This window comes from Photobacterium indicum, from assembly GCF_003026215.1.
GTDB classification, from domain to species: Bacteria; Pseudomonadota; Gammaproteobacteria; order Enterobacterales; family Vibrionaceae; genus Photobacterium; species Photobacterium indicum.
In genome coordinates, this window is sequence record NZ_PYOC01000011.1 from 1 (window position 1) to 20,972 (window position 20,972).

At 43.5% G+C, this 20,972-nt stretch carries 19 protein-coding genes and 4 tRNA genes; 15 read left to right on the forward strand and 8 right to left on the reverse strand.

Going from position 1 to position 20,972, the window contains the following annotated elements:
* The first annotated feature begins 30 nt into the window (after positions 1-30).
* The 5 genes from C9J47_RS21290 (at position 31) to C9J47_RS21310 (ending at position 2,003) form a co-directional block, all read left to right on the forward strand.
* Positions 31-106 (forward strand) — tRNA-Thr (locus C9J47_RS21290).
* Between the two features lie 64 nt (positions 107-170).
* Positions 171-246 (forward strand) — tRNA-Phe (locus C9J47_RS21295).
* Between the two features lie 7 nt (positions 247-253).
* A tRNA-Asn gene (locus tag C9J47_RS21300) sits at positions 254-329 on the forward strand.
* Between the two features lie 46 nt (positions 330-375).
* A tRNA-Thr gene (locus tag C9J47_RS21305) sits at positions 376-451 on the forward strand.
* A 295-nt stretch (positions 452-746) separates the two neighbouring features.
* The gene (locus tag C9J47_RS21310; protein ID WP_107255310.1) at positions 747-2,003 is read left to right on the forward strand and encodes a cyclic di-GMP phosphodiesterase; all 1,257 of its coding nucleotides are present in this window, start codon (positions 747-749) and stop codon (positions 2,001-2,003) included.
* A gap of 102 nt (positions 2,004-2,105) precedes the next feature.
* Here the strand turns inward: C9J47_RS21310 and mrcB are convergent, their stop codons facing one another.
* Together mrcB and hrpB are read right to left on the reverse strand one after the other, a co-directional pair.
* Complete coding sequence (gene mrcB, locus C9J47_RS21315) at positions 2,106-4,580, reverse strand: penicillin-binding protein 1B (RefSeq protein WP_107255311.1); 2,475 nt, start codon at positions 4,578-4,580, stop codon at positions 2,106-2,108.
* A 143-nt stretch (positions 4,581-4,723) separates the two neighbouring features.
* The gene (hrpB, locus tag C9J47_RS21320) at positions 4,724-7,249 is read right to left on the reverse strand and encodes an ATP-dependent helicase HrpB (protein ID WP_107255312.1); all 2,526 of its coding nucleotides are present in this window, start codon (positions 7,247-7,249) and stop codon (positions 4,724-4,726) included.
* A 62-nt stretch (positions 7,250-7,311) separates the two neighbouring features.
* Here hrpB and C9J47_RS21325 point away from each other — a divergent pair, with 62 nt between their 5' ends.
* The 4 genes from C9J47_RS21325 to gluQRS all read left to right on the forward strand — a co-directional run bounded on the left by C9J47_RS21325 (position 7,312) and on the right by gluQRS (position 10,340).
* Entirely contained in the window at positions 7,312-7,956 is a 645-nt protein-coding gene (locus C9J47_RS21325) for a 2'-5' RNA ligase family protein (protein ID WP_107255313.1), read from the forward strand.
* 38 nt (positions 7,957-7,994) lie between these two features.
* Positions 7,995-8,699 carry a DNA/RNA nuclease SfsA gene (gene sfsA, locus C9J47_RS21330; RefSeq protein WP_107255314.1) on the forward strand — a complete coding sequence of 235 codons (705 nt, stop codon included), beginning with the start codon at positions 7,995-7,997 and terminating at the stop codon, positions 8,697-8,699.
* 136 nt (positions 8,700-8,835) lie between these two features.
* Positions 8,836-9,285: an RNA polymerase-binding protein DksA gene (gene dksA / locus C9J47_RS21335; protein WP_006232505.1), complete on the forward strand. Its 450-nt coding sequence runs from the start codon at positions 8,836-8,838 to the stop codon at positions 9,283-9,285.
* A 164-nt stretch (positions 9,286-9,449) separates the two neighbouring features.
* Positions 9,450-10,340 carry a tRNA glutamyl-Q(34) synthetase GluQRS gene (gene gluQRS, locus C9J47_RS21340; RefSeq protein WP_107255315.1) on the forward strand — a complete coding sequence of 297 codons (891 nt, stop codon included), beginning with the start codon at positions 9,450-9,452 and terminating at the stop codon, positions 10,338-10,340.
* A 49-nt stretch (positions 10,341-10,389) separates the two neighbouring features.
* Here gluQRS and C9J47_RS27475 read toward each other — a convergent pair whose 3' ends face one another.
* Positions 10,390-10,521, reverse strand: a complete 132-nt coding sequence (locus C9J47_RS27475) for a hypothetical protein (protein ID WP_258191565.1) — start codon at positions 10,519-10,521, stop codon at positions 10,390-10,392.
* On the opposite strand from C9J47_RS27475, the gene pcnB reads away from it, so the two are divergent.
* The 4 genes from pcnB to panC are packed head-to-tail and all read left to right on the forward strand — an operon-like array spanning position 10,474 to position 14,067.
* Positions 10,474-11,865: a polynucleotide adenylyltransferase PcnB gene (gene pcnB, locus C9J47_RS21345; protein ID WP_036803959.1), complete on the forward strand. Its 1,392-nt coding sequence runs from the start codon at positions 10,474-10,476 to the stop codon at positions 11,863-11,865. The genes C9J47_RS27475 and pcnB overlap by 48 nt on opposite strands.
* Positions 11,862-12,347: a 2-amino-4-hydroxy-6-hydroxymethyldihydropteridine diphosphokinase gene (folK, locus tag C9J47_RS21350; protein WP_107255316.1), complete on the forward strand. Its 486-nt coding sequence runs from the start codon at positions 11,862-11,864 to the stop codon at positions 12,345-12,347. Before pcnB ends, folK begins: the two co-directional genes overlap by 4 nt.
* 27 nt (positions 12,348-12,374) lie before the next feature.
* Positions 12,375-13,169, forward strand: coding sequence for a 3-methyl-2-oxobutanoate hydroxymethyltransferase (gene panB / locus C9J47_RS21355; protein ID WP_006232501.1), 795 nt, complete (start codon positions 12,375-12,377; stop codon positions 13,167-13,169).
* Positions 13,170-13,179: 10 nt separating this feature from the next.
* Entirely contained in the window at positions 13,180-14,067 is an 888-nt protein-coding gene (panC, locus tag C9J47_RS21360; RefSeq protein ID WP_107255317.1) for a pantoate--beta-alanine ligase, read from the forward strand.
* Between the two features lie 102 nt (positions 14,068-14,169).
* Here panC and C9J47_RS21365 read toward each other — a convergent pair whose 3' ends face one another.
* A complete protein-coding gene (locus C9J47_RS21365; RefSeq protein WP_107255318.1) occupies positions 14,170-14,940 on the reverse strand; it encodes an ABC transporter permease in 771 nt (256 codons plus the stop codon).
* Positions 14,937-15,875 carry an ABC transporter ATP-binding protein gene (locus C9J47_RS21370; protein WP_107255319.1) on the reverse strand — a complete coding sequence of 313 codons (939 nt, stop codon included), beginning with the start codon at positions 15,873-15,875 and terminating at the stop codon, positions 14,937-14,939. Before C9J47_RS21370 ends, C9J47_RS21365 begins: the two co-directional genes overlap by 4 nt.
* 127 nt (positions 15,876-16,002) lie before the next feature.
* Between C9J47_RS21370 and can the strand changes: the two genes are divergently transcribed.
* Complete coding sequence (gene can / locus C9J47_RS21375; RefSeq protein WP_107255320.1) at positions 16,003-16,659, forward strand: carbonate dehydratase; 657 nt, start codon at positions 16,003-16,005, stop codon at positions 16,657-16,659.
* 117 nt (positions 16,660-16,776) lie between these two features.
* Here can and hpt read toward each other — a convergent pair whose 3' ends face one another.
* The gene (gene hpt, locus C9J47_RS21380) at positions 16,777-17,310 is read right to left on the reverse strand and encodes a hypoxanthine phosphoribosyltransferase (protein ID WP_006232496.1); all 534 of its coding nucleotides are present in this window, start codon (positions 17,308-17,310) and stop codon (positions 16,777-16,779) included.
* A gap of 228 nt (positions 17,311-17,538) precedes the next feature.
* On the opposite strand from hpt, the gene C9J47_RS21385 reads away from it, so the two are divergent.
* The gene (locus tag C9J47_RS21385) at positions 17,539-18,147 is read left to right on the forward strand and encodes a TetR/AcrR family transcriptional regulator (RefSeq protein ID WP_107255321.1); all 609 of its coding nucleotides are present in this window, start codon (positions 17,539-17,541) and stop codon (positions 18,145-18,147) included.
* A 96-nt stretch (positions 18,148-18,243) separates the two neighbouring features.
* Here C9J47_RS21385 and C9J47_RS21390 read toward each other — a convergent pair whose 3' ends face one another.
* Positions 18,244-19,284: an ABC transporter ATP-binding protein gene (locus tag C9J47_RS21390; protein ID WP_107255322.1), complete on the reverse strand. Its 1,041-nt coding sequence runs from the start codon at positions 19,282-19,284 to the stop codon at positions 18,244-18,246.
* The gene (locus C9J47_RS21395) at positions 19,284-20,912 is read right to left on the reverse strand and encodes an ABC transporter permease (protein ID WP_107255323.1); all 1,629 of its coding nucleotides are present in this window, start codon (positions 20,910-20,912) and stop codon (positions 19,284-19,286) included. Before C9J47_RS21395 ends, C9J47_RS21390 begins: the two co-directional genes overlap by 1 nt.
* Positions 20,913-20,972 lie beyond the last annotated feature (60 nt).

The following is a 20,972-nucleotide window of genomic DNA, read 5'->3' on the forward strand; positions in this document are numbered from 1 at the left end:
GTTAACTCGAAGACAACAAAGATTTAGTGTGCCGACTTAGCTCAGTAGGTAGAGCAACTGACTTGTAATCAGTAGGTCACCAGTTCGACTCCGGTAGTCGGCACCATTTCTTAGCAAACGCTGTGTAACATTAGCTTTGCAAAAGTAGAAGCCTAACCGCTTTCACTTTTGCCTCGATAGCTCAGTCGGTAGAGCAGAGGATTGAAAATCCTCGTGTCGGTGGTTCGATTCCGCCTCGAGGCACCATTACAATTCCCTTTTAGTTCAGTTGGTAGAACGCCGGACTGTTAATCCGTATGTCGCTGGTTCAAGTCCAGCAAAGGGAGCCAAATAACTTTAAGTTGAGAAATCAGCTTATAGTACAAAATTTAGTGTGCCGACTTAGCTCAGTAGGTAGAGCAACTGACTTGTAATCAGTAGGTCACCAGTTCGACTCCGGTAGTCGGCACCATCTTTTGGAAAACCTCATCTTCGGATGAGGTTTTTTTTTATCTTTTTTTTCGCCAAAGGCATCCACCTAACTAATGGATACTTCCAACTCATTTATCAAAAGTATCTATTGATAAGCCTAACAAAATGATGAAAATACCGAATATACGTATAACTTTGGATATTAGTCTTAGGCCGTAATACGTATAATCAATACCAGTTAAACGGCTCACTGCATATATAGGTAAACCGCTCAGCAGTTTTGCACTTCAACTGACGACGTCCCCACACATAACAAGCAAGGTTAATTCTCATAAATGGCCAGCATCAAAATCTCAGTGGAACGACTAACCGAAGGCTTATATATAAAGTTGCCACTGCAATGGGCTGATCACCCGTTTCTTCGAAATCATTTCAAAATTAAAGATCAGCAGCAAATTCGCCTGATCCAAAAACTAAGCATTCAATTTGTTTACCTGCTGCCAGAAAAGAGTGATAACAACCCTCTTGCCCCCGAAACAACAGCAGATGACATTTCTGAACAAGAAGAAAAATTTCTTGATAAACAAGCAGAAAAACTCTGGCAAGAAAAACAAGGGCGAATAGAACGCCTTAGAAACTACAAACGTAAAATTCAACGTTGTGAAAAGAATTTTGATCGCTCCATGTCACAGCTACGCTCCATTATGGGGAAAATTAAAAGCCGCCCATTAAATGCCATCACTGAAGCTGATTTTTTAGTTGAAAGCATGGTGGATACCTTAATGGAAGCAGACAATGTCGCATTGCATTTAATGAATGATAAAAAAGATTCCGAAGATATCTACTTTCACTCTCTGAATGTTGCGGTACTGTCCATGCTGTTAGGCAAGTCTCACGGTATGTCTGCGGCAGAAATTAAAGTCATTGCGTTGGGCGCACTGTTTCACGATATGGGAAAGCTTAAAATCCCAACTGCGATCTTACGAAAAACAACACCATTGTCAGATCCTGAAATCAACTATTTGAAACTGCACCCTAAATACAGTTTTGATTTAGCTAGCCTTGCTGATAATTTTCCTAAAGCCGCAATGCCTATTCTGCTTCAGCATCATGAAATGCTTGATGGTAGCGGTTATCCGAAACAGCTGAAAGCCGATGACATCGATTTATACGCTCAACTAGTCTCTGTGATTAACGCTTATGACAACCTGTGTCATCCCACAGATAAGAGCCAATCTCGCATTCCCTATAGCGCCCTATCTTATTTATTCAAAAATAAAAAATCGCAATATAACAGTGATTTTTTAGCGTTATTGGTTCGGATGATGGGGGTGTACCCTCCAGGTAGTGTCGTGCAACTCTCCAACCAGCAATTAGGGTTAGTGGTTTCAGTTAATTCAGATCGCTTACTGTATCCAAATATTTTAATTTACGATCCTTCAGTACCTCCCAATGAGGCACCTATTTTAGATCTGGAAGAAAGTGAATTAAAAATCGAACGAGCGATACCACCTAATAAGCTCCCCGAAAAGGTGCATATTTATCTTAATCCTCGGGTACGTATTTCATATTATTTTGACCCTAATGATTGACGATAAATTCAACTTATCTCTGGACGGGACAGACCCAAGGCATAAAAAAGCCCTTAACGCATAAGGGCTTTTTGTTTTAGGTTGCTGCTAGTAAGTGACTACTTACCAAGTAAACATCTCTTTTATCCATGCCGCGGGTTGATTACCGGTGCATTGCGCTTTCAATTTGCCGTCGGTATCCCATGCAGGTAAAGACTGCGTACCGCTACAATTAAAGCTTAACGTTCCATTCGGCTTCCTATCGTATTTAACCGTTGTGATCTTACTTGGCCAATCAAGACGTAGCACTGTGGGTTGGCGACGTTGTAAATAATTTGCATATAAACGTAACGCACCAGCAGAGCCTGTAAGTCTCACTGGTTTATTATCATCACGACCTACCCATACTGTGACGACTTCACGCCCGTCAGCACCAGCGTACCAGCTATCACGCGCTTTATCGGTTGTACCTGTTTTACCCGCTAATGCAGCCCAACCAAATGTCGGCTGCAGAAAACGCGCTGTACCTTGGCTGACGACGTTTTTCATTCCATATGTTGTAAGCCATGCAGCTTGCTCTGGCACCGCTCTAGAGGCTTTAGGAACGCTCTGATAAAGCAAATTACCTTCAAGATCGACTACGGCACGTAACGCGGTCAGTTTCGACTTCCGCCCACCATTGGTAATCGTCTGGAACATCTGCGTTACTTCAAATGGGGTTAGCGTAAATGCGCCCAATAAAATTGACGGTAGTTTAGGGACTTCATTTCGATCAACCCCTAGTTGCTCCATGGTATCAATCACCGCCCCTAAGCCGACTTGCATCCCTAGATTAACGGTCGGTACGTTAAGTGATTTTGCCAATGCATAATACAAAGGGACTTCTCCACGAAATTTACGGTCGTAATTTCGAGGCTTCCACTGTGTCCCTTTACTGCCCTTCAATGCGATAGGTTTATCATCAATAGTTGTGGCCAACGTAAAACGTTCTGGGTGACGAAGCGCGGCCAAATAGACCGCTGGTTTAACCAAAGATCCAATTTGACGGCTTGCATCGAGTGCACGGTTAAAACCCGCATAACCTGGACGACTCCCGCCAATCATGGCGCGAATTTCTCCCGTTTGACGATCAGCAGCCACTAAGGCAGTTTCGACAGATACCCCTGCTTTTTTATTCAGCTTCGGAACCATCTCTGCCACTGTATTTTCTGCTTCTTGTTGCGAGAGAGGATCTAACGTACTAAAAATGCGTAAACCAGTACCAGGAGTGAACTTATCACCCACTTTTTGCTTCAGTTCACGCTGTAGTTGCTGAAAATAAGCAGGTTGACGGGTCGCAATCATTGCCTTCGACTGCACATCTAGTGCACGAGATGCCGCTTGCTCGTATTGTTCACCACTTAAGATCCCGTTATCCATCATTAAACGAAGCACTAAATCACGACGCTGACGTGCCCGTTCAGGGTTGCGCCATGGATTATAGTAAGACGGTCCTTTTACTGTACCCACTAGCATCGCTAGCTGATCAATCCGTAATTCTTGAATAGGACGCCCAAAATACAAACGGGCGCCAAGCGCAAAACCGTGGACCTCTTTCGCCCCATTTTGCCCCAAATAGATCTCGTTCAAGTAAGCTTCTAAGACTTGATCTTTGCTATAGCGGTAATCAATGATCATCGCAATATAGGCTTCTCGTACTTTACGCCACAGGCTTCTTTCTCGGCTTAAAAATAAATTTTTCGCTAGCTGCTGAGTTAACGTACTACCGCCTTGTACTGTACGACCTGCTTTTATGTTCGCAAATAAAGCACGTGCAATCGCCAGAGGAGAAACACCATCATGATGGTAGAAATCCCGATCTTCAGTCACTAACAAGGCGTCGACCAATACCTCTGGAAACTGCTCTCTAGGCAAGAACATACGCTGCTCTGTTGTCGTTGAACCTAACATCCCCAACATTTTCGGTTCTAATCGAACATAACCCAACTGCTTTTTTGTGCCGACTTGTTCTATGCTTTTTAATCCACTCTTATCAAACGTCAACATCACATGACGCTGGCTTTCTGGACCCGTTTCAAAGTCAAATGAGCGCCGGAAAAACTCAATACGAGTCGAAGATGATGAATACTCCCCCACACGTTGAGGGTTCCGTACCTTGTGATATTGCAACAAGTCCAGTTCACGGCGAACTTCTTGTAAGCTGATCGGCTGCCCAGGCTGCAGGGTTAATACACGCCCGTAAACCACGGCAGGCAAATTCCAGATCTGACCATCCATTCTATCTCGTACGATCGTATCGAGATAAATACCGATCACTAACAACACCGCACATACCACTAAACTGATCTTGAAACCAAGTAGCATCAACCAACGTAACCAACCAGATTTTTGAGGCTTTTTCTTACGGGTACTTTTTTTACGTGTACCTGTTGATTTTTTAGGTGTTTTTTTAGCAGGTACTTTTTTTGCTGCCGTTTTTGTCGGGGATTTACGGCGAGGCGTTGCAGGCTTTTTAGGATCAAGCTTTTTACTTCCGGTAGCGTGCAACTTTGCTTGCTTACGTTCTGGAGCCAATGGGCTGTCAGACAAGATCGTCATAATGCTTCAACTATGGTGGTTCCCAAAATCATTGTTCTTTTATGCTGCATAACAGTAAGCGCTTCTGGCACCATAAAAGAACATTCTCATATTCTTTTTATTTAAAATTAGATGTTTAATTCATTACATTGACCAGCGAATAGTTACATATACTTTTTCGTACTGCGGGTTGGTAAATGATTAGCCGGATCATCAGGCCAAACATGTTTAGGGTATCGCCCTTTCATTTCTTTTTGTACATCACGATAAGAACCTTGCCAAAATGCGGCTAAATCTTGCGTGATCTGTAACGGTCGTTGGGCGGGGGATAAGAGCTCCAACACTAACGGCACGCGTCCATTGGCTATCTGAGGCGATGTTTTCTCACCAAACATCTCTTGCATCCGGACTGCTAATGCAGGCTTATGTCCAACTTGATAACGAATAGGATAACGAGATCCTGTTGGTACTTGAAAATGTGTTGGAAGTACAACATCCAACATTTTCGCTTGTTCCCACCCTAACCGTGCCTCAAGGGCTGCTTTTAAATCGAGTCGCACAATAGATTTAAGCGTGGTCATTCCGGTCATAAAAGGTAACAACCATAGTTCAGCATCAACCAATAAGGTCTGATCATCCATCTCTGGCAAACCTAACTCTGGTAACCACTCATGCGCACAACGTGCACGCGTCAACAAATTAGAGGTTTTCTCATTCCAAGGTAAAACAGATAACCCTTTACGCATAATGGCATTTAATAACGCTTCACTCGCTTTAGCGGGATCTGGTGCATCCATCACACTGCGTTGTAAAATAATCTTACCGCAACACAAATGTTTTTCTGCGGTTAAGCGCCCTTTTTTATCATCCCAATCAAGCCATTCTCGCTCTGAAAATAAAGACGGCAATAGTTCTTGTAAGCGATTACTACCGGCTGCAACACATGAAAAAACTCGACTGTCACCTTGCCTTGTCTTAACAACATCAGCAACCACCAGCATGGCTTCATTTGCCATCGGCTCATCGGCTGGCAGCATTACCCCTTGCCCATTCGACAATTGATAGCGCCCATCGGTGCCCCGCGATAAAGCAATACGATCGGGATAACCTGCCGCCATTATCGGGGCTATCCATTCAGCAGATACCGACAATGATAACGAAGCAGGTTGATGTAGTTTATTAAGGTACAGCTTGGCAAGGTGTTGCTTAGCACGCAATTGATACTGGCGAGCACGAGGTAGTTTACCGCTTTCCAGTAAATTGAGTTGAAAATGCAAATCAGGGCTGTTCATGCCACGCGGGGGATCTTCCAATAAAGCCACCAGTAGTGCTGCCGTTGTCATCGCCGAGGAGCTGCCCACCGTATGGTTTGCGTCAAACTGCTGCGCTGTAATCAACATAACAGCATGACGAGGGTCGGTCCCCATTGTTTGCGTTTGTTTTCCCATTTCGGTTAATTGAAAACGCTGATCCATAATACCAAGTTGCTGCAATAAGCGCCGTGATTGCAGTAATGCTGGCTGTGGTGGCATATCAGACCAACGTAATTCACTGACATCATTACAACCCCATTGGGCTAATTCCATCGCTAAAGAAGTAAGATCGGCCCGCAAAATTTCAGGCTGAGGTGTCATAGGTTGACGAGAAAGCTGTTCTTCACTGTATAAACGTACGCAAATACCAGGCTCTAAGCGCCCTGCTCGCCCCGAACGCTGCTCAGCTGATGATTGTGCAATGCGTACTTGTTCTAAGCGACTGATACCTGTTTTAGGATCCCACAATGCAATACGCTCTAAACCACAATCAACCACCAATCGAATGCCTTCTATGGTCAGGCTTGTTTCAGCAATATTGGTCGCCAACACCACTTTTCGTTTGCCTTTCGGTGCTGGCATAATGGCTTGTTGCTGCTGCTCATTACTCAGCTGACCAAACAACGGACTGATCAACACATTAGCTGCGACCCGCTCTGTCAACATGTCGGCTAAGCGCTTGATTTCTCCAGCTCCGGCTAAAAAGATCAATATCGAGCCAGACTCTGCATCCAACAGCTGAAGCGTTTCCCGACAGCAGCTCTCTAACAACTGATAGTGATCACTTACCGACTTATAACGGTGTTCAACAGGAAAACACCGCCCATCCGATTCAATATAACCAGCATCAGGCAATAAATCTTTGAGCGCATCGGCATCTAACGTTGCCGACATCACCAGCAACTTTAAGTCATCACGTAAGGCTTCTTGTACTTCCAAGGCGAGTGCTAACGCCGTATCTGCATGAATGCTGCGTTCATGAAATTCATCAAATATCAGTAAATCGATACCTTTCAATTCAGGATCTTGCTGCAGCATTCGCGTCATAACCCCTTCGGTCACAATTTCTAGCTGCGTCGCTTTGCTTACCTTACTTTCACCACGAACTCGCAGTCCAACCGTCTCACCCACGCGTTCACCCAGCTGTTTCGATAGGTAATTAGCAATATTTCTCGCCGCCAAACGACGTGGTTCAAGCATAATAATCCGCCCAAAGCGAGCCCCACCCCGTATCGCCTTTGAACGAGACGCTAATAACTCAAGTGGTAAGCGGGTTGATTTACCAGCCCCGGGCGGCGCTTTAAGGATCAGCTGAGGACTGCTCGCTAATGTCGTCAGTAAATCAGGTAAAACAGTATCGATAGGCAATTGCGACAAGATGAAAACCTTATGTCATGATCTAATAGAGCAGGCGACATTGTACAAGAAAGTGAGGTCAAATGAGTGACATTACAGAAAGGCTATTTTTTGCATTGGGATTAGCCCCTAATATTCATAAGCAAGATAGCAGTGATCAAAAGCCATACCAGCAACTATGCCGACTTAAAAATACGGTTGCCACAGAAGTACAGGGGAAACCTGTTACTAACAATAATTTACACATCACCTTGGCATTTATTGGTGCCGTCAATCCACAACAGAAACAGCGATTAATCGCCCATGTGAATCAGCTTATTGCCCCCCAAGCATTTTCTATATCATGCTCAGGATTGCACTATTGGTCACGTAGCAAGGTGGTTTGGCTTGATTGCCACGCATACCACCCAACCAATCGGCAGCCATCAACAGCACTCCAGGCACTAGTCAGCCTGCTTCGACAAGCAGTTACTCACTCATCAGCGCATTGTGCCGACATACCTTCCATCAGCAACCAAGCATCGCTAGCTGGCTACACACCCCACATCACACTCTGTAAGAAGGTAAAGCCACACCCGAGTCTCCCACTGTTACCTCAGCAATTAGACTTTCACTTTCAGCACTTTGGTCTGTATATTTCAGAGACTATCAAAACAGCTCATGGTAACGACGTTCGATACCGTTGCCTGCAACAATGGTCGTTAGCCGCTGCTCGTTTTAACAACTGACCATGTTAACAATCCAATACGCCTAGGAACCCATATCCATGAAGTTTGATCCCCCTCTTCAATCAGCCACATTAATAAAGCGCTATAAACGCTTCCTTACTGATATTGAATTACCCGATGGCGAGATACGCACTATTCATTGTGCCAATACAGGAGCGATGACTGGCTGTGCTGAACCCGGAAATACCGTTTGGTTCTCAACATCAGAAAATAAAAAGCGTAAATATCCTAATAGCTGGGAGCTCGCTGAAACAGCAAGTGGGCATTGGATCTGTGTTAACACAGCACAAGCTAACCGACTGGTTGTAGAGGCAATTAGCGCTGGTACCATCACAGAATTACAAGGCTATTCGTCACTTAGAACCGAAGTTAAGTATGGTAGTGAAAACAGCAGGATAGATATCCTGTTAGAAGATAAAAATAAGCCTGTCTGCTATATTGAGGTGAAAAGCGTAACATTATTGGATAATGGTCAAGGTTTTTTCCCTGATGCGGTAACAACGCGAGGGCAAAAACACTTAAGGGAATTGATCGAAGTCGCTCAAAATGGGCAAAGATCAGTACTTTTTTTCGCTATTTTGCATTCAGGCATTGAAAATGTGTCTGCGGCACACCACATAGACCCAGACTATTATCGTTTAATAAAACAAGCAGAACAGGCTGGCGTTGAAATCATCTGTTATAAAGCGATTTTAAATAAAGATGAAATCAAATTAAACCACTGTATAAATTTCAATCAATAATGTTTAAAAAGTGATGCTTTCTTCACATTGGTATAAAATTGAACACATACAGTAATTGCTACCAATACGCCTTTCTGCTATAGATAGCGCCCAAAATTAACCAGTGACGGTTATTAGGTATATTAGGAGATGCTATATGCCAGAGATCAAGCTTAAAAAATCACTTGGCATCCTGGCTATTGCTGGGTTAGAGCCATACCAAGAAAAAGTCGGCGAAGAATACATGGGAGAGGAGCAACTTGCGCACTTTCATCAAATTCTCGACGCATGGCGTAACCAGCTTCGTGAAGAAGTTGATCGTACTGTAAACCACATGCAGGACGAAGCAGCCAACTTCCCGGATCCAGTAGACCGCGCAGCTCAAGAAGAAGAGTTCAGCTTGGAACTACGTAATCGTGACCGTGAACGTAAGCTGATTAAAAAAATTGAAAAGACACTTCAACGTATTGAAGATGATGATTTCGGTTTCTGTGACTCCTGTGGCGTTGAGATCGGTATCCGCCGTCTTGAAGCTCGCCCAACAGCCGATCTATGTATTGACTGTAAAACACTTGCAGAAATTAAAGAAAAGCAGATGGCAGGCTAATACCCTCAAAGGTATTGAACAGCAACTGATTGAAAGAGGGAGCAGATGCTCCCTCTTTTCTTTACGATCATTTTATAACGTACATCAATCATATTAAGAAATTGAAAACATTTACTTAATATAATTGGGACTTTTCCAACCACTATTTCTGTTTTAATGTGTTTATGACCACTGATACTCACTATGTCGGACGCTTCGCCCCTTCCCCTTCAGGCCCACTTCATTTTGGCTCGCTGATTGCAGCTTTAGGCAGCTACCTACAAGCGCGTTCACAACATGGAAAATGGCTTGTTCGTATCGAAGATCTTGATCCTCCACGCGAAATAGCAGGGGCGGCTGATGATATTCTACGTACATTAGAGGCATACGGGTTAACATGGGATGGCAGTGTGATGTATCAAAGTCAACGTCATGGAGCTTATCAAGATCAAATAGATCAATGGTTGCATAGTGGCGATGCGTATTACTGTCAATGTACTCGAAAACAAATTAAAACAGCAGGTGGCTTTTATCCCGGAACTTGCCGCCATCTTCATCATTCAGCAGAAAATAGTGCCGTTCGACTTAACGTTGACACACCCATTACATATTTTATTGATAGATTGCATGGTCGAATAGACATTCCGGCGACATTAGCACAAGAAGATTTCATCATTCGCCGTCGTGATGGGCTGTATGCCTATAATCTCGCGGTGGTACTTGATGATATTGAACAAAATATAACAGAGATTGTTCGTGGTGCAGACCTCATTGAACCAACGGGACGGCAGATTGGCCTATATCGCCAGTTACAGCACCCTGAAGTGAGTTATTTGCATTTACCATTAGCAGTCACCGATAACGGTAATAAGTTATCAAAACAAAATCATGCGCCAGCTATTGATAAAAGTAACCCTGTTCCTGCACTAATTGCAGCGATGTCTTTTCTTGGTATGGCACCACCAGCTGCACTTATCAAAGAAGTGCTGAAAGACGTTTTGCAATGGGGAATTCACGCTTGGTGTATCGATAATCTGCCAAAAACGACAGAAATTATCCTAACCAAGACACATTAAAATCAGGGTAAATGAGCACTGCCATTCTAAAATGGCTTGCTGTGATATATCATATGCGGCTGTTTGTTGAACCAGATGCACGAATACGAGGTGTATTATCTTTAATCGAGTAGCCAGCTTTTGCCGTAAAGTACTGAATCGCGACAGTAGTACTCGCGATACCGAGGACCAACCCTTGCAAGTTTTTCAACGCCAAGAGCACGGCATTTCACGTAAAGATATCAGCGAAAATGCGCTGAAGGTACTTTATCGCCTGAATAAAGGAGGCTATGACGCCTATTTAGTCGGTGGTGGTGTACGTGATCTTTTATTACACAAACAACCTAAAGATTTTGATATTGCAACCAACGCAACCCCGGAAGAGATTAAAAGTCTATTCCGTAACTGCCGCCTGATTGGACGCCGTTTCCGTCTTGCGCACATTTTGTTTGGTCGTGATGTTATTGAAGTCGCTACTTTCCGAGGTCATCACTCTGATGCACCTGTGAAAGTCGAAATTAAAGATAAAGCCGATGCAAAGGGCAAACAGCAAATTTCATCAAAAAGCCAAGAAGGTATGTTGTTACGCGACAATGTCTACGGCACCATAGATGAAGATGCTGAACGTCGTGATTTCACGATCAATGCCATGTACTACAGTGCTAAAGATTTCACGGTAACCGATTACGCAAATGGCGTAGAAGATCTCAATAATCGCATTGTGCGTTTGATGGGTGATCCAGAAACACGCTACCGTGAAGATCCGGTTCGTATGCTGCGTGCAGTACGCTTTGCCGCTAAATTAGACATGACGATTGAAGAAAAAACCGCTGCGCCGATTGAAGAACTTGCACCATTGTTGCGAGATATTCCATCAGCACGCTTATTTGAAGAAAGTTTAAAGCTGCTTCAAGCGGGTCAAGGTCTAGCAACATACAAGCTGCTTCGTCAATACAATCTATTTCAACAGTTGTTCCCTATTCTTGCCGATCACTTTACTGAAGATCACAGCAGCCAAACGGAACAAATGATTGAACACATTTTAGCAGCGACAGATAAGCGTATTGCAGAAGATAAACGTGTAAACCCTGCTTTTATCTATGCCGCTATGTTGTGGTACCCACTAACAACACGGGCAGAAGAAATATCTTTTGCTAGTGGTTTAGCATTTTATGATGCCTTTATGGTTGCCGCTAACGACATCTTAGATGAACAAGTTCGCAGTATTGCCATTCCACGCCGTCATACCACGACAGTACGTGATATCTGGCAGCAGCAAATTCGCTTTAGCCGTCGTTCAGGCAAGCGTGCATTCAAAATGATGGAACATCCTAAGTTCCGTGCAGCGTATGATTTCATGGAAATGCGTAGCCATTTTGAAGGCGATGATATTGTTGAGCTAACCAGCTGGTGGAATGAATTCCAAAATGCTGACCGCCCACTTCGCGGTAAGATGGTTCAAGAAATTAATGATGATGGAGGACGCCGCCCTCGTCGCCGCCGTCCACAACGTCGTAAAAAGCCACAAGCAAAGTCATCATCATGATCCGCTCTTATATCGCTATTGGCAGTAATCTGGGAGATCCCATTTCACAAGCAATGAGTGCTATAAAAGCCCTAAAACAGATTACGGCAATCACAGTGGTTGCCGAATCATCGCTGTACAGCAGTACCCCTATGGGTCCACAAAATCAACCGGATTATATTAATGCTGTTGTTGCAATCGACACCACATTAACGCCGTTAGAGCTGCTGAACGCAACACAAGCTATCGAGCTTGAGCATGGACGCGTCCGTAAAGATGAACGCTGGGGGCCAAGAACCTTGGATCTCGACATTATTCTTTATGGCGATCTGGAACATCACTGCGAACGGTTAACCGTTCCACATTATGGAATGAAAGTACGTGAATTTGTACTTTATCCACTTGCCGAAATTATCCCTGATTTGATTCTGCCTGATAGTACTGCGCTTTCGCAGTTATTGACGCAGGTAGACCGCAATGGCTTAGCTATCTGGCAAGCATAAAACATTGATCAGGGTGAGGGAGAAGTTATGAAAAAAATAACAATCAACGACCTGATGACATGGAAGAACGAAGGTCGTAAATTTGCGTCGATCACAGCATATGACGCAAGTTTTGCTCAATTATTTGAGCAACAGGAAGTACCAGTAATGCTAGTTGGCGATTCATTGGGCATGGTTTTACAAGGTAAACCTGACACCCTGCCAGTCAGTGTAAGTGATATTGCTTACCACACGCGATGTGTACGAGCTGGTAGCCCTAACTCTCTTTTAATGGCTGATATGCCATTCATGAGCTACAGCACCCCAGAACAAGCGTGTGAGAGTGCTGCAGAGCTTATGCGAGCTGGTGCTAACATGGTAAAACTGGAAGGTGGAGCATGGTTAGCTGAAACCGTCACAAAGCTTACCGAGCGTGCCGTTCCGGTATGTGCTCACTTAGGCCTTACTCCACAATCTGTAAATATTTTTGGTGGGTACAAAGTTCAAGGTCGCGATTTTGATCACGCTGAACAGATGGTCAAAGATGCTATTTTATTGAAAAATGCTGGTGCTCAAATCATTTTGCTGGAATGCGTACCTGCAAGTCTTGCAGAGCGCATTACTAAAGCTGTTGAAGTACCCGTTATTGGGATTGGCGCTGGTAACGTAACAGATGGTCAGATCCTAGTGATGCACGACATGTTTGGTATATCTGCCAACTACATGCCGCGTTTTTCAAAAAATTATCTCGCTGAAACTGGCGACATGCGTACAGCTGTCAGCAAATACCTAGAAGAGGTTGAGGCCGGTACTTTCCCTGGACCCCAACACACCTTTGAGTAAGGAATAAAAGATGCAAACATTCGTCGAAACCGCCCTATTAAGAGAGCAGATTCGCGCATTGCGTCGTGAAGGTCGTCGTATCGCTTTTGTTCCAACGATGGGCAATCTTCATGATGGTCATCTAACGTTAGTACGTAAAGCTCGTGAACATGCAGACATTGTTGTTGTGAGTATTTTTGTTAACCCAATGCAGTTTGAAAAAGCTGACGACTTAACAAACTACCCGCGTACTTTAGAAAATGATCTGGCGAAGTTGAATAGCGAAGGGGTTGACCTTGTATTCACTCCAACACCTGAAGTTATGTACCCACAAGGTTTGGAACGTCAAACATTTGTTGAAGTACCAGGCTTATCGCAAATGCTAGAAGGCGCATTGCGTCCAGGTCATTTCCGTGGCGTTGCAACAGTTGTAACCAAGCTGTTCAACATGGTGCAGCCTGACGTCGCTTGCTTCGGTGAGAAAGATTACCAACAGCTGGCACTATTGCGTCAGATGACACTCGACATGGCTATGGATATCGACATCATTGGCGTGCCAACCGTACGTGAAATGGACGGTTTAGCTATGAGTTCCCGTAATGGTTACCTGACTGTTGACGAACGCCAGCGTGCTCCTGTTTTAGCACGCACAATGCGCTGGGTGAGTAGCCAAATGCGCGGCGGCCGCACGGATTACTCTGAAATCATCGTTGATGCCAATGATCAGCTTCGTGCTGCGGGGCTTCAGCCTGATGAAAGCTACATTCGTGATGCAGTTACGCTACAAGCGGTATCAGAAGAAACCCAGCAAGCGGTCATTCTGATGTCAGCGCAGCTTGGTAAGGCCCGCTTAATCGATAATCAAGTGGTCGAACTGACCCAACCAGCAGCACCTGTAGCAGAAGCCGCTGAGTCATAATAGACGACTCACTTAGCACGACAGATAGCACTGTTTAAAAAGGCCGAGTATCGAAAGATAATCGGCCTTTTTGTTACCATCTTTCCGCTTCAATATGCTGTCTTACGAGCGTAAGCCAATACCGCGAGAAATCAGATAATAAGCAATCGAATATAAGAAAAGGATGAACCCGATAAGTACCCCAAATGACGTCACAATACCCACATCAGACACCCCTAAGAAACCGTAGCGGAATGCATTCACCATATAAACGATGGGATTTAACTTTGACACGCCTTGCCAAAACTCAGGCAATAAGTTGATGGAGTAAAATACCCCGCCAAGGTAGGTCAATGGGGTTAGAATAAAGGTTGGAATAATACTAATATCATCAAATGTGCGAGCAAACACCGCATTAATCAATCCGCCAAGTGAGAACACAATCGACGTCATCAAGATCGTAGCAATTATTACCCCTAAATGAGCAATACTTAGATCAACAAAAAACAGCGATACCACACTAACAATGAAACCAACCCCTAAACCACGCAATACACCACCACCGACATAACCAGCAATAATGATGTAATTAGGGACAGGTGCCACGAGTAATTCTTCAATGTTGTGCTGGAATTTAGCACTGAAAAAAGATGAAGCTACATTGGAATATGAATTGGTGATCACTGACATCATGATCAGACCCGGTACGATATATTCCATGTAACTAAAACCGTTCATTTCACCAATTCGGCTACCAATTAGGTTGCCAAAAATAATGAAATACAAGGTCATCGTGATAGCAGGTGGCACCAAGGTTTGCACCCAAATGCGAGTAAAGCGGTGAATTTCTTTGGTGATCAGGCTTTTAAAAGCGATCCAAAATTGGTGGTTCATGCTTGCGCCTCTTTGTTTGATGATGCTTGACTCTGTGCAATTAGCGTCACAAACAATTCTTCTAAACGGTTCGATTTATTGCGCATCGACATTACGTCAATCCCTTGCGCAGTCAAAGCGGTAAAAATCGTATTCAGCCCTTTGTCCTTTTCGATATCGACTTCTAGGGTATGGTTATCAGGCAAACGCCAATTCAAGCCGTCAAGCTTCGGTTTATTACCATTAAGCTTAATATCCAAAATAAAGGTTTCGACTTCTAGCTTACCGAGTAACGCTTTCATGCTGGTGCATTCCACTAACTCGCCGTGGTTAATGATACCGATATTACGGCACAGCATTTCTGCTTCTTCTAAATAGTGGGTGGTCAGAATAATCGTGACACCCTGACGATTAATTTCACGTAGAAATGTCCACATAGAACGACGTAACTCGATGTCGACACCAGCTGTTGGTTCATCAAGAATAAGCAGCTTAGGTTCATGCATCAATGCACGAGCAATCATTAAACGACGCTTCATACCACCAGAAAGATTACGCGCACGTTCATTGCGCTTTCCCCATAGATCGAGCTGACTGAGGTATTTTTTAGCACGCTCTCGTGCCAACGGTTTATCAACGCCATAATAACCAGCTTGGTTAACAACAATCTGCTCAACGGTTTCAAATGGATTAAAGTTAAACTCTTGTGGTACTAACCCCAATTGATTCTTCGCTTTAACAAGATCTGAGTCAATATCGTAACCAAATACCTTTACCGACCCCGAGGTCTTGTTAACTAATGAACTTATTACACCTATTGTTGTTGACTTACCTGCACCATTTGGGCCGAGTAATGCAAAGAAGTCTCCTTCTTCGACAGATAAGCTCATGTTTTTAATAGCTTCAACGCCAGCCTTATAGGTTTTACTTAAATTTTTGATTTCCAGTGCGTTCATAAAATACAATCTTAATGTTAGAAATTTTCATCAAATGTCACTAGTTTTCACAAAAAGAGTAACTAATCCGATTTGCTATTAGTCCAGCTTGTGTATAGTAGAGGACATATTAAATAAAGGCATTATCATGGCAGATATTAAGCAGTTATTCGCAAACAATCTCTCTTGGTCGGAGAACATCAAGGAAGATACACCCGAATTTTTTTCTCATCTCGCGGAATCACAACAACCACAATATCTATGGATTGGCTGTTCCGATAGTCGAGTACCCGCAGAGCGCCTTACCGGGCTAGACTCGGGCGAGCTATTTGTTCACCGAAATGTGGCAAACCAAGTCATTCACACTGACTTAAATTGTCTTTCTGTTATTCAATATGCTGTTGATGTGCTCAAGGTCAAACACATCATCGTTTGTGGGCACTATGGATGCGGTGGTGTTACCGCAGCAATTGAGAACCCTCCCCTCGGCCTGATTAATAACTGGTTATTGCACATCCGCGATTTGTACCTAAAGCATCGCAGTGACCTTGGTACACTACCTCGTGAAGATTGGGACAACAAGCTGTGCGAAATCAATGTTGCCTCTCAGGTCTATAACCTTGGTAACTCAACAGTCATGCAGCAAGCTTGGGAACGTGGTCAACAAGTGAAAATCCATGGCTGGATTTATGGTATTGATAATGGCGTATTACGCGATTTAGGCGTAACTGCAACCAGTCGCGAATCTTTAGAGGTCTCTTATCAAGCCGCAATGTCTGCAATTCTACCACCAAAAGAATTGTAGTTTTTCATAGCACGCACTAAACACAGAATATAAAAAAAGCGACGGCTCATTGAGCCGTCGCTTTTTTGTATTCTATTTGTCACGCACAAGACTTTTACACCATTTGGATAATGGGTATTAGTCTTCTAGTGGTACCACTTTACCGATAAAAGGTAAGTGACGGTATTTTTGCGCGTAATCGATGCCCACACCGACAACAAACTCATCAGGAATCACAAAGCCATACCAATCAACGTTTACATTGACTTCACGGCGTTCTGGCTTATCCAATAATGTACAAATACGGATAGAATTGGGTTCACGCAGAGATAAGATTTCACACACTTTATTTAGCGTATTACCAGTATCGATAATATCTTCAACGAGCAGAACATCTTTACCTTTAATGTCGTCATCCAGATCTTTTAGGATACGTACATCACGGTTACTTTCCATTGTATTGCCGTAACTTGATGCAGTCATGAAGTCAACTTCATGAGGAAGGTCAATTGCACGTGCTAAATCAGCCATAAAGACAAAAGAACCACGCAACAAGCCAACCATAACAAGGTTCTCTGATCCCTTGTAACATTCAGTAATTTGCTTTCCTAGCTCTTTTACTCGTGCCTGAACATCCTGCTCAGAAATTAATACTTCAACTGTATGTTTCATCTTATTCTCCATCAGTACGACCGCATCAGCCGCCTGCAGGCTATCTAATACCAAAGAAGACACATTCTATCATTCATTGATGCTAATAGTTATTTTATCGATAGTGTCAATTATACGACACACTTAAATTAAGTTGGGTTTGAATACGCCTTGTTGCTGATGTAGAGTTAGTCATACAAAACAAATATATAATACTTATAAATACTTATGGCTAGGGATCACGTGCTCATGGATACGATCGTAAAAAAAACGCGTACTCGTCTTTCACCTGAAAAAAGAAAGCAACAGCTTCTCGACTTTGCTTTAGATGTATTTGCTCGCCGCGGAATAGGCAGAGCAGGACATGCAGATATTGCTGAAATGGCCAATGTGTCAGTGGCTACTGTCTTTAATTACTTTCCAACCCGTGAAGCACTGGTTGAAGAAGTATTGCTCCAAGTTGAAAACCGTTTTAGCCTCCTGCTTTCAGAATGCCTAGATGAAGAAGATAAAACGCTACATGCCCGTCTACGCTGCATTTCACACACTCTTATCGATGCGGTTATCGAACAACAAGACTGGTTAAAAGTCTGGTTTGAATGGAGCACATCAGTTCGAGACGATATTTGGCCACAGTTTATTAGTGGTAATAAAAAGAGTCTGAAACGCATTGCGGTAGCATTTGAGCAGGGTAAAGAAAATGATGAAATTAATAGTGATAATTCATCTGATGATTTAGCCCACCTGCTACACGGTCTATGCTACATTTTATACTTACAGACGAACTTACACCCAGATCAAGACCGAATGCGCGAGCAAGCAGAACGCTACATCAGCACTATGTACCCTGCTAAATAAGTCTAGATTTATAGACAAAAAAAGGTCAGCTTTTGCTGACCTTTTTTATCAAATAAACATCCATTATTAGGATGATTTACCATTAATTTTGACGTTCTAGCACGCGGTAGCAAAAACAACAGGCTCATGCGGTTCTACATTGATCGCCACTTTATCACCAATATTCAATATTAAATGTGAATTTACCACTAATGAATGCCCCTGATACTTCACGGTATAACGGCAGTTATCGCCCATAAATTGTTGCTCTACAATTACCCCGCCTCCATCAGTTTGAGGCTGAACATGTAAATTCTGAGGTCGCAGTAACCATTCAACATTATCGTCTTGTCGATAAGTAAGTTCCGAACTGAATTCAATGTCACCAAATGGTGTAAATAGGTGCTTGTCGTTTTTCACTGTCGCCGGAAGGTAAGACCCCGTTCCTAAAAACTCTGCAACAAAACGGCTGCTTGGACGATAATAGAGATCCGTCGCTGTGCCAAATTGCTCAATGATGCCGTTATTCATAACAGCAAGACGATCGGCAAACGCGAAAGCCTCTTCTCTACTGTGAGTAACAAAAATCGCAGTAACGCCCTGCGCTTTAAAAATACGACGAATTTCTTTAATCAAGCCGTGACGTACTTGAGTATCAATATTTGAGAACGGTTCATCTAATAAAATTAAATCAGGCTCACACGCTAATGCGCGTGCAATGGCAACTCGTTGCTGCTGCCCACCCGATAATTGATGTGGATAGCGATCATCAAGTTTAGTGAGGTGAACAAGCTCTAACATTTCCTGAATTTTGGCCAGAATGCGGGTGTTATCCCAATCTTTCAAACCAAAAGCAATGTTCTCAGCCACGGTGAGATGTGGGAATAATGCATAGTCTTGAAATATCATGCCGATATTACGTTTTTCGGGGGGTAACCACGTCGTTTCATCCACCACAACACGACCATTGATCGTCATGCCGCCACTCTCTAATGGCAGCAACCCTGCAATCGCTTTAAGCAGGGTTGTTTTACCGCAGCCACTCGCGCCAAGCAGACAGACAATTTCATTATCTTCAACAGGCAATGAGAGGTTCTGTAATACCGCCTGACCGTTATAACGGCACGTTAAATTAGTAACGGATAATGCACTACTCATCAGTGTTTCTGCTCCAAAGAACGGTTGATCATCACCAATGGGATCAGACCAACGATAACTAATAAAATCGCAGATAGAGCGGCCTGCTCTAACTGCTCATCCGAGGCAAAATTAAAAACATAGGTCGCCAGTGTTTCAAAATTAAAGGGCCGTAATAATAATGCCGCATTTAATTCTTTCATTGATTCAATAAACACCAACAAACCTGCAATTAAACAACCACGACGAATTAATGGTAAATGAACACGGCGCAACATCGCTGTGGATGCATAACCCATGGTTTTTGATGCCATATCTAACGACGGAGATATCTTCGCTAAACTGCTTTCAATGCTACCAATGGCTACCGCCGCAAAACGCACTACAAAGGCAAAGATTATGGCAAACATAGTGCCAGAGAAAATTAACCCAGGTCGCCCTAATTCATAAGATCGTGCAAGGTCATTTACTAAATGATCAACCGATGTAAGAGGGATTATCACGCCAATCGCTAGCACGGTTCCCGGAACTGCATAGCCCATTGAAGCTAAACGCATCGGCACTGCGGTATACTTGCTGCCATCTAAGCGACGATAGAAATTAACGATTAATGCCAAGATAACCGCGACTACAGCGGCAATAATAGAAACAGATAAGCTGTTAAGGCTGTATTGCAGAAATTGAGTGGTCCAGCTTTCTGCAAAATAGTGCCATGCATAGTAACAAAGCTGAAGTAATGGAAACGCAAAAGCCATACCGACCAATCCCCAACACCATATGATCGCACACCATTTTTTAGCACCCGTTAAGGTGTAGCGAACATCATCATCATGCTCAAACTGCTGCTGAAATAACTTTTGCTTCCGACGGCTAAAGCGTTCAGTGCTAATCAAAAAGAAAATCACTAACAACATCAACGATGATATTTTGGCCGCCGCGTTTAAGTTTGAGTAGCCTAGCCACGTGTCATAAACCGCGGTTGTTAGCGTATTAACGGCAAAATAACTCACCGTACCGAAATCACCCAAGGTTTCCATTGCTACAAGAGATAACGCCACCGCGATAGAAGGGCGAGATAATGGTAATGATATACGACGGAAACTTTGCCATGGCGAACAACGCAGCAAACGAGCAGATTGCAGCAAACTAACACTTTGCTCCATAAAAGCCGCACGGGCTAATAAGTAGATATAAGGATAAAGAACGAGTGCTAGAACAACACAAGCCCCACCCAAAGAGCGAATATTAGGGAACCAGTAATCATGGATTGTTTCCCAGCCAAACACATCACGTAAGAAGATTTGAACCGGACCAGCATAATCAAACCAGTTGGTATAAATATATCCCACAATATAGCCCGGCATAGCCAACGGTAATACCAGAGCCCACTGCAGAATTTTTTCTCCCGGAATACGACACATCGCCATAATCCAAGCAGAAGGCAGACCTAACAGAAGCGCTAAAACGGAGGTACCCAACACCAGCCAAACCGTATTAGCGGCATAAGTCCCCATTACGGTACTCATTAAATGAGAAAACACCTCATCAGAATCACCCAATGCGGTGTAAAAAATAGCTAGAATTGGTAGCACCAACAACAAGGATAATACCCAGCTACTGGATTGCCAAAATATATGTTTTTCTTTCATCGCCTACTACTTAGTCACTTTAACAATAAATCTGCGGCATCAGTACTAACGCACATATAA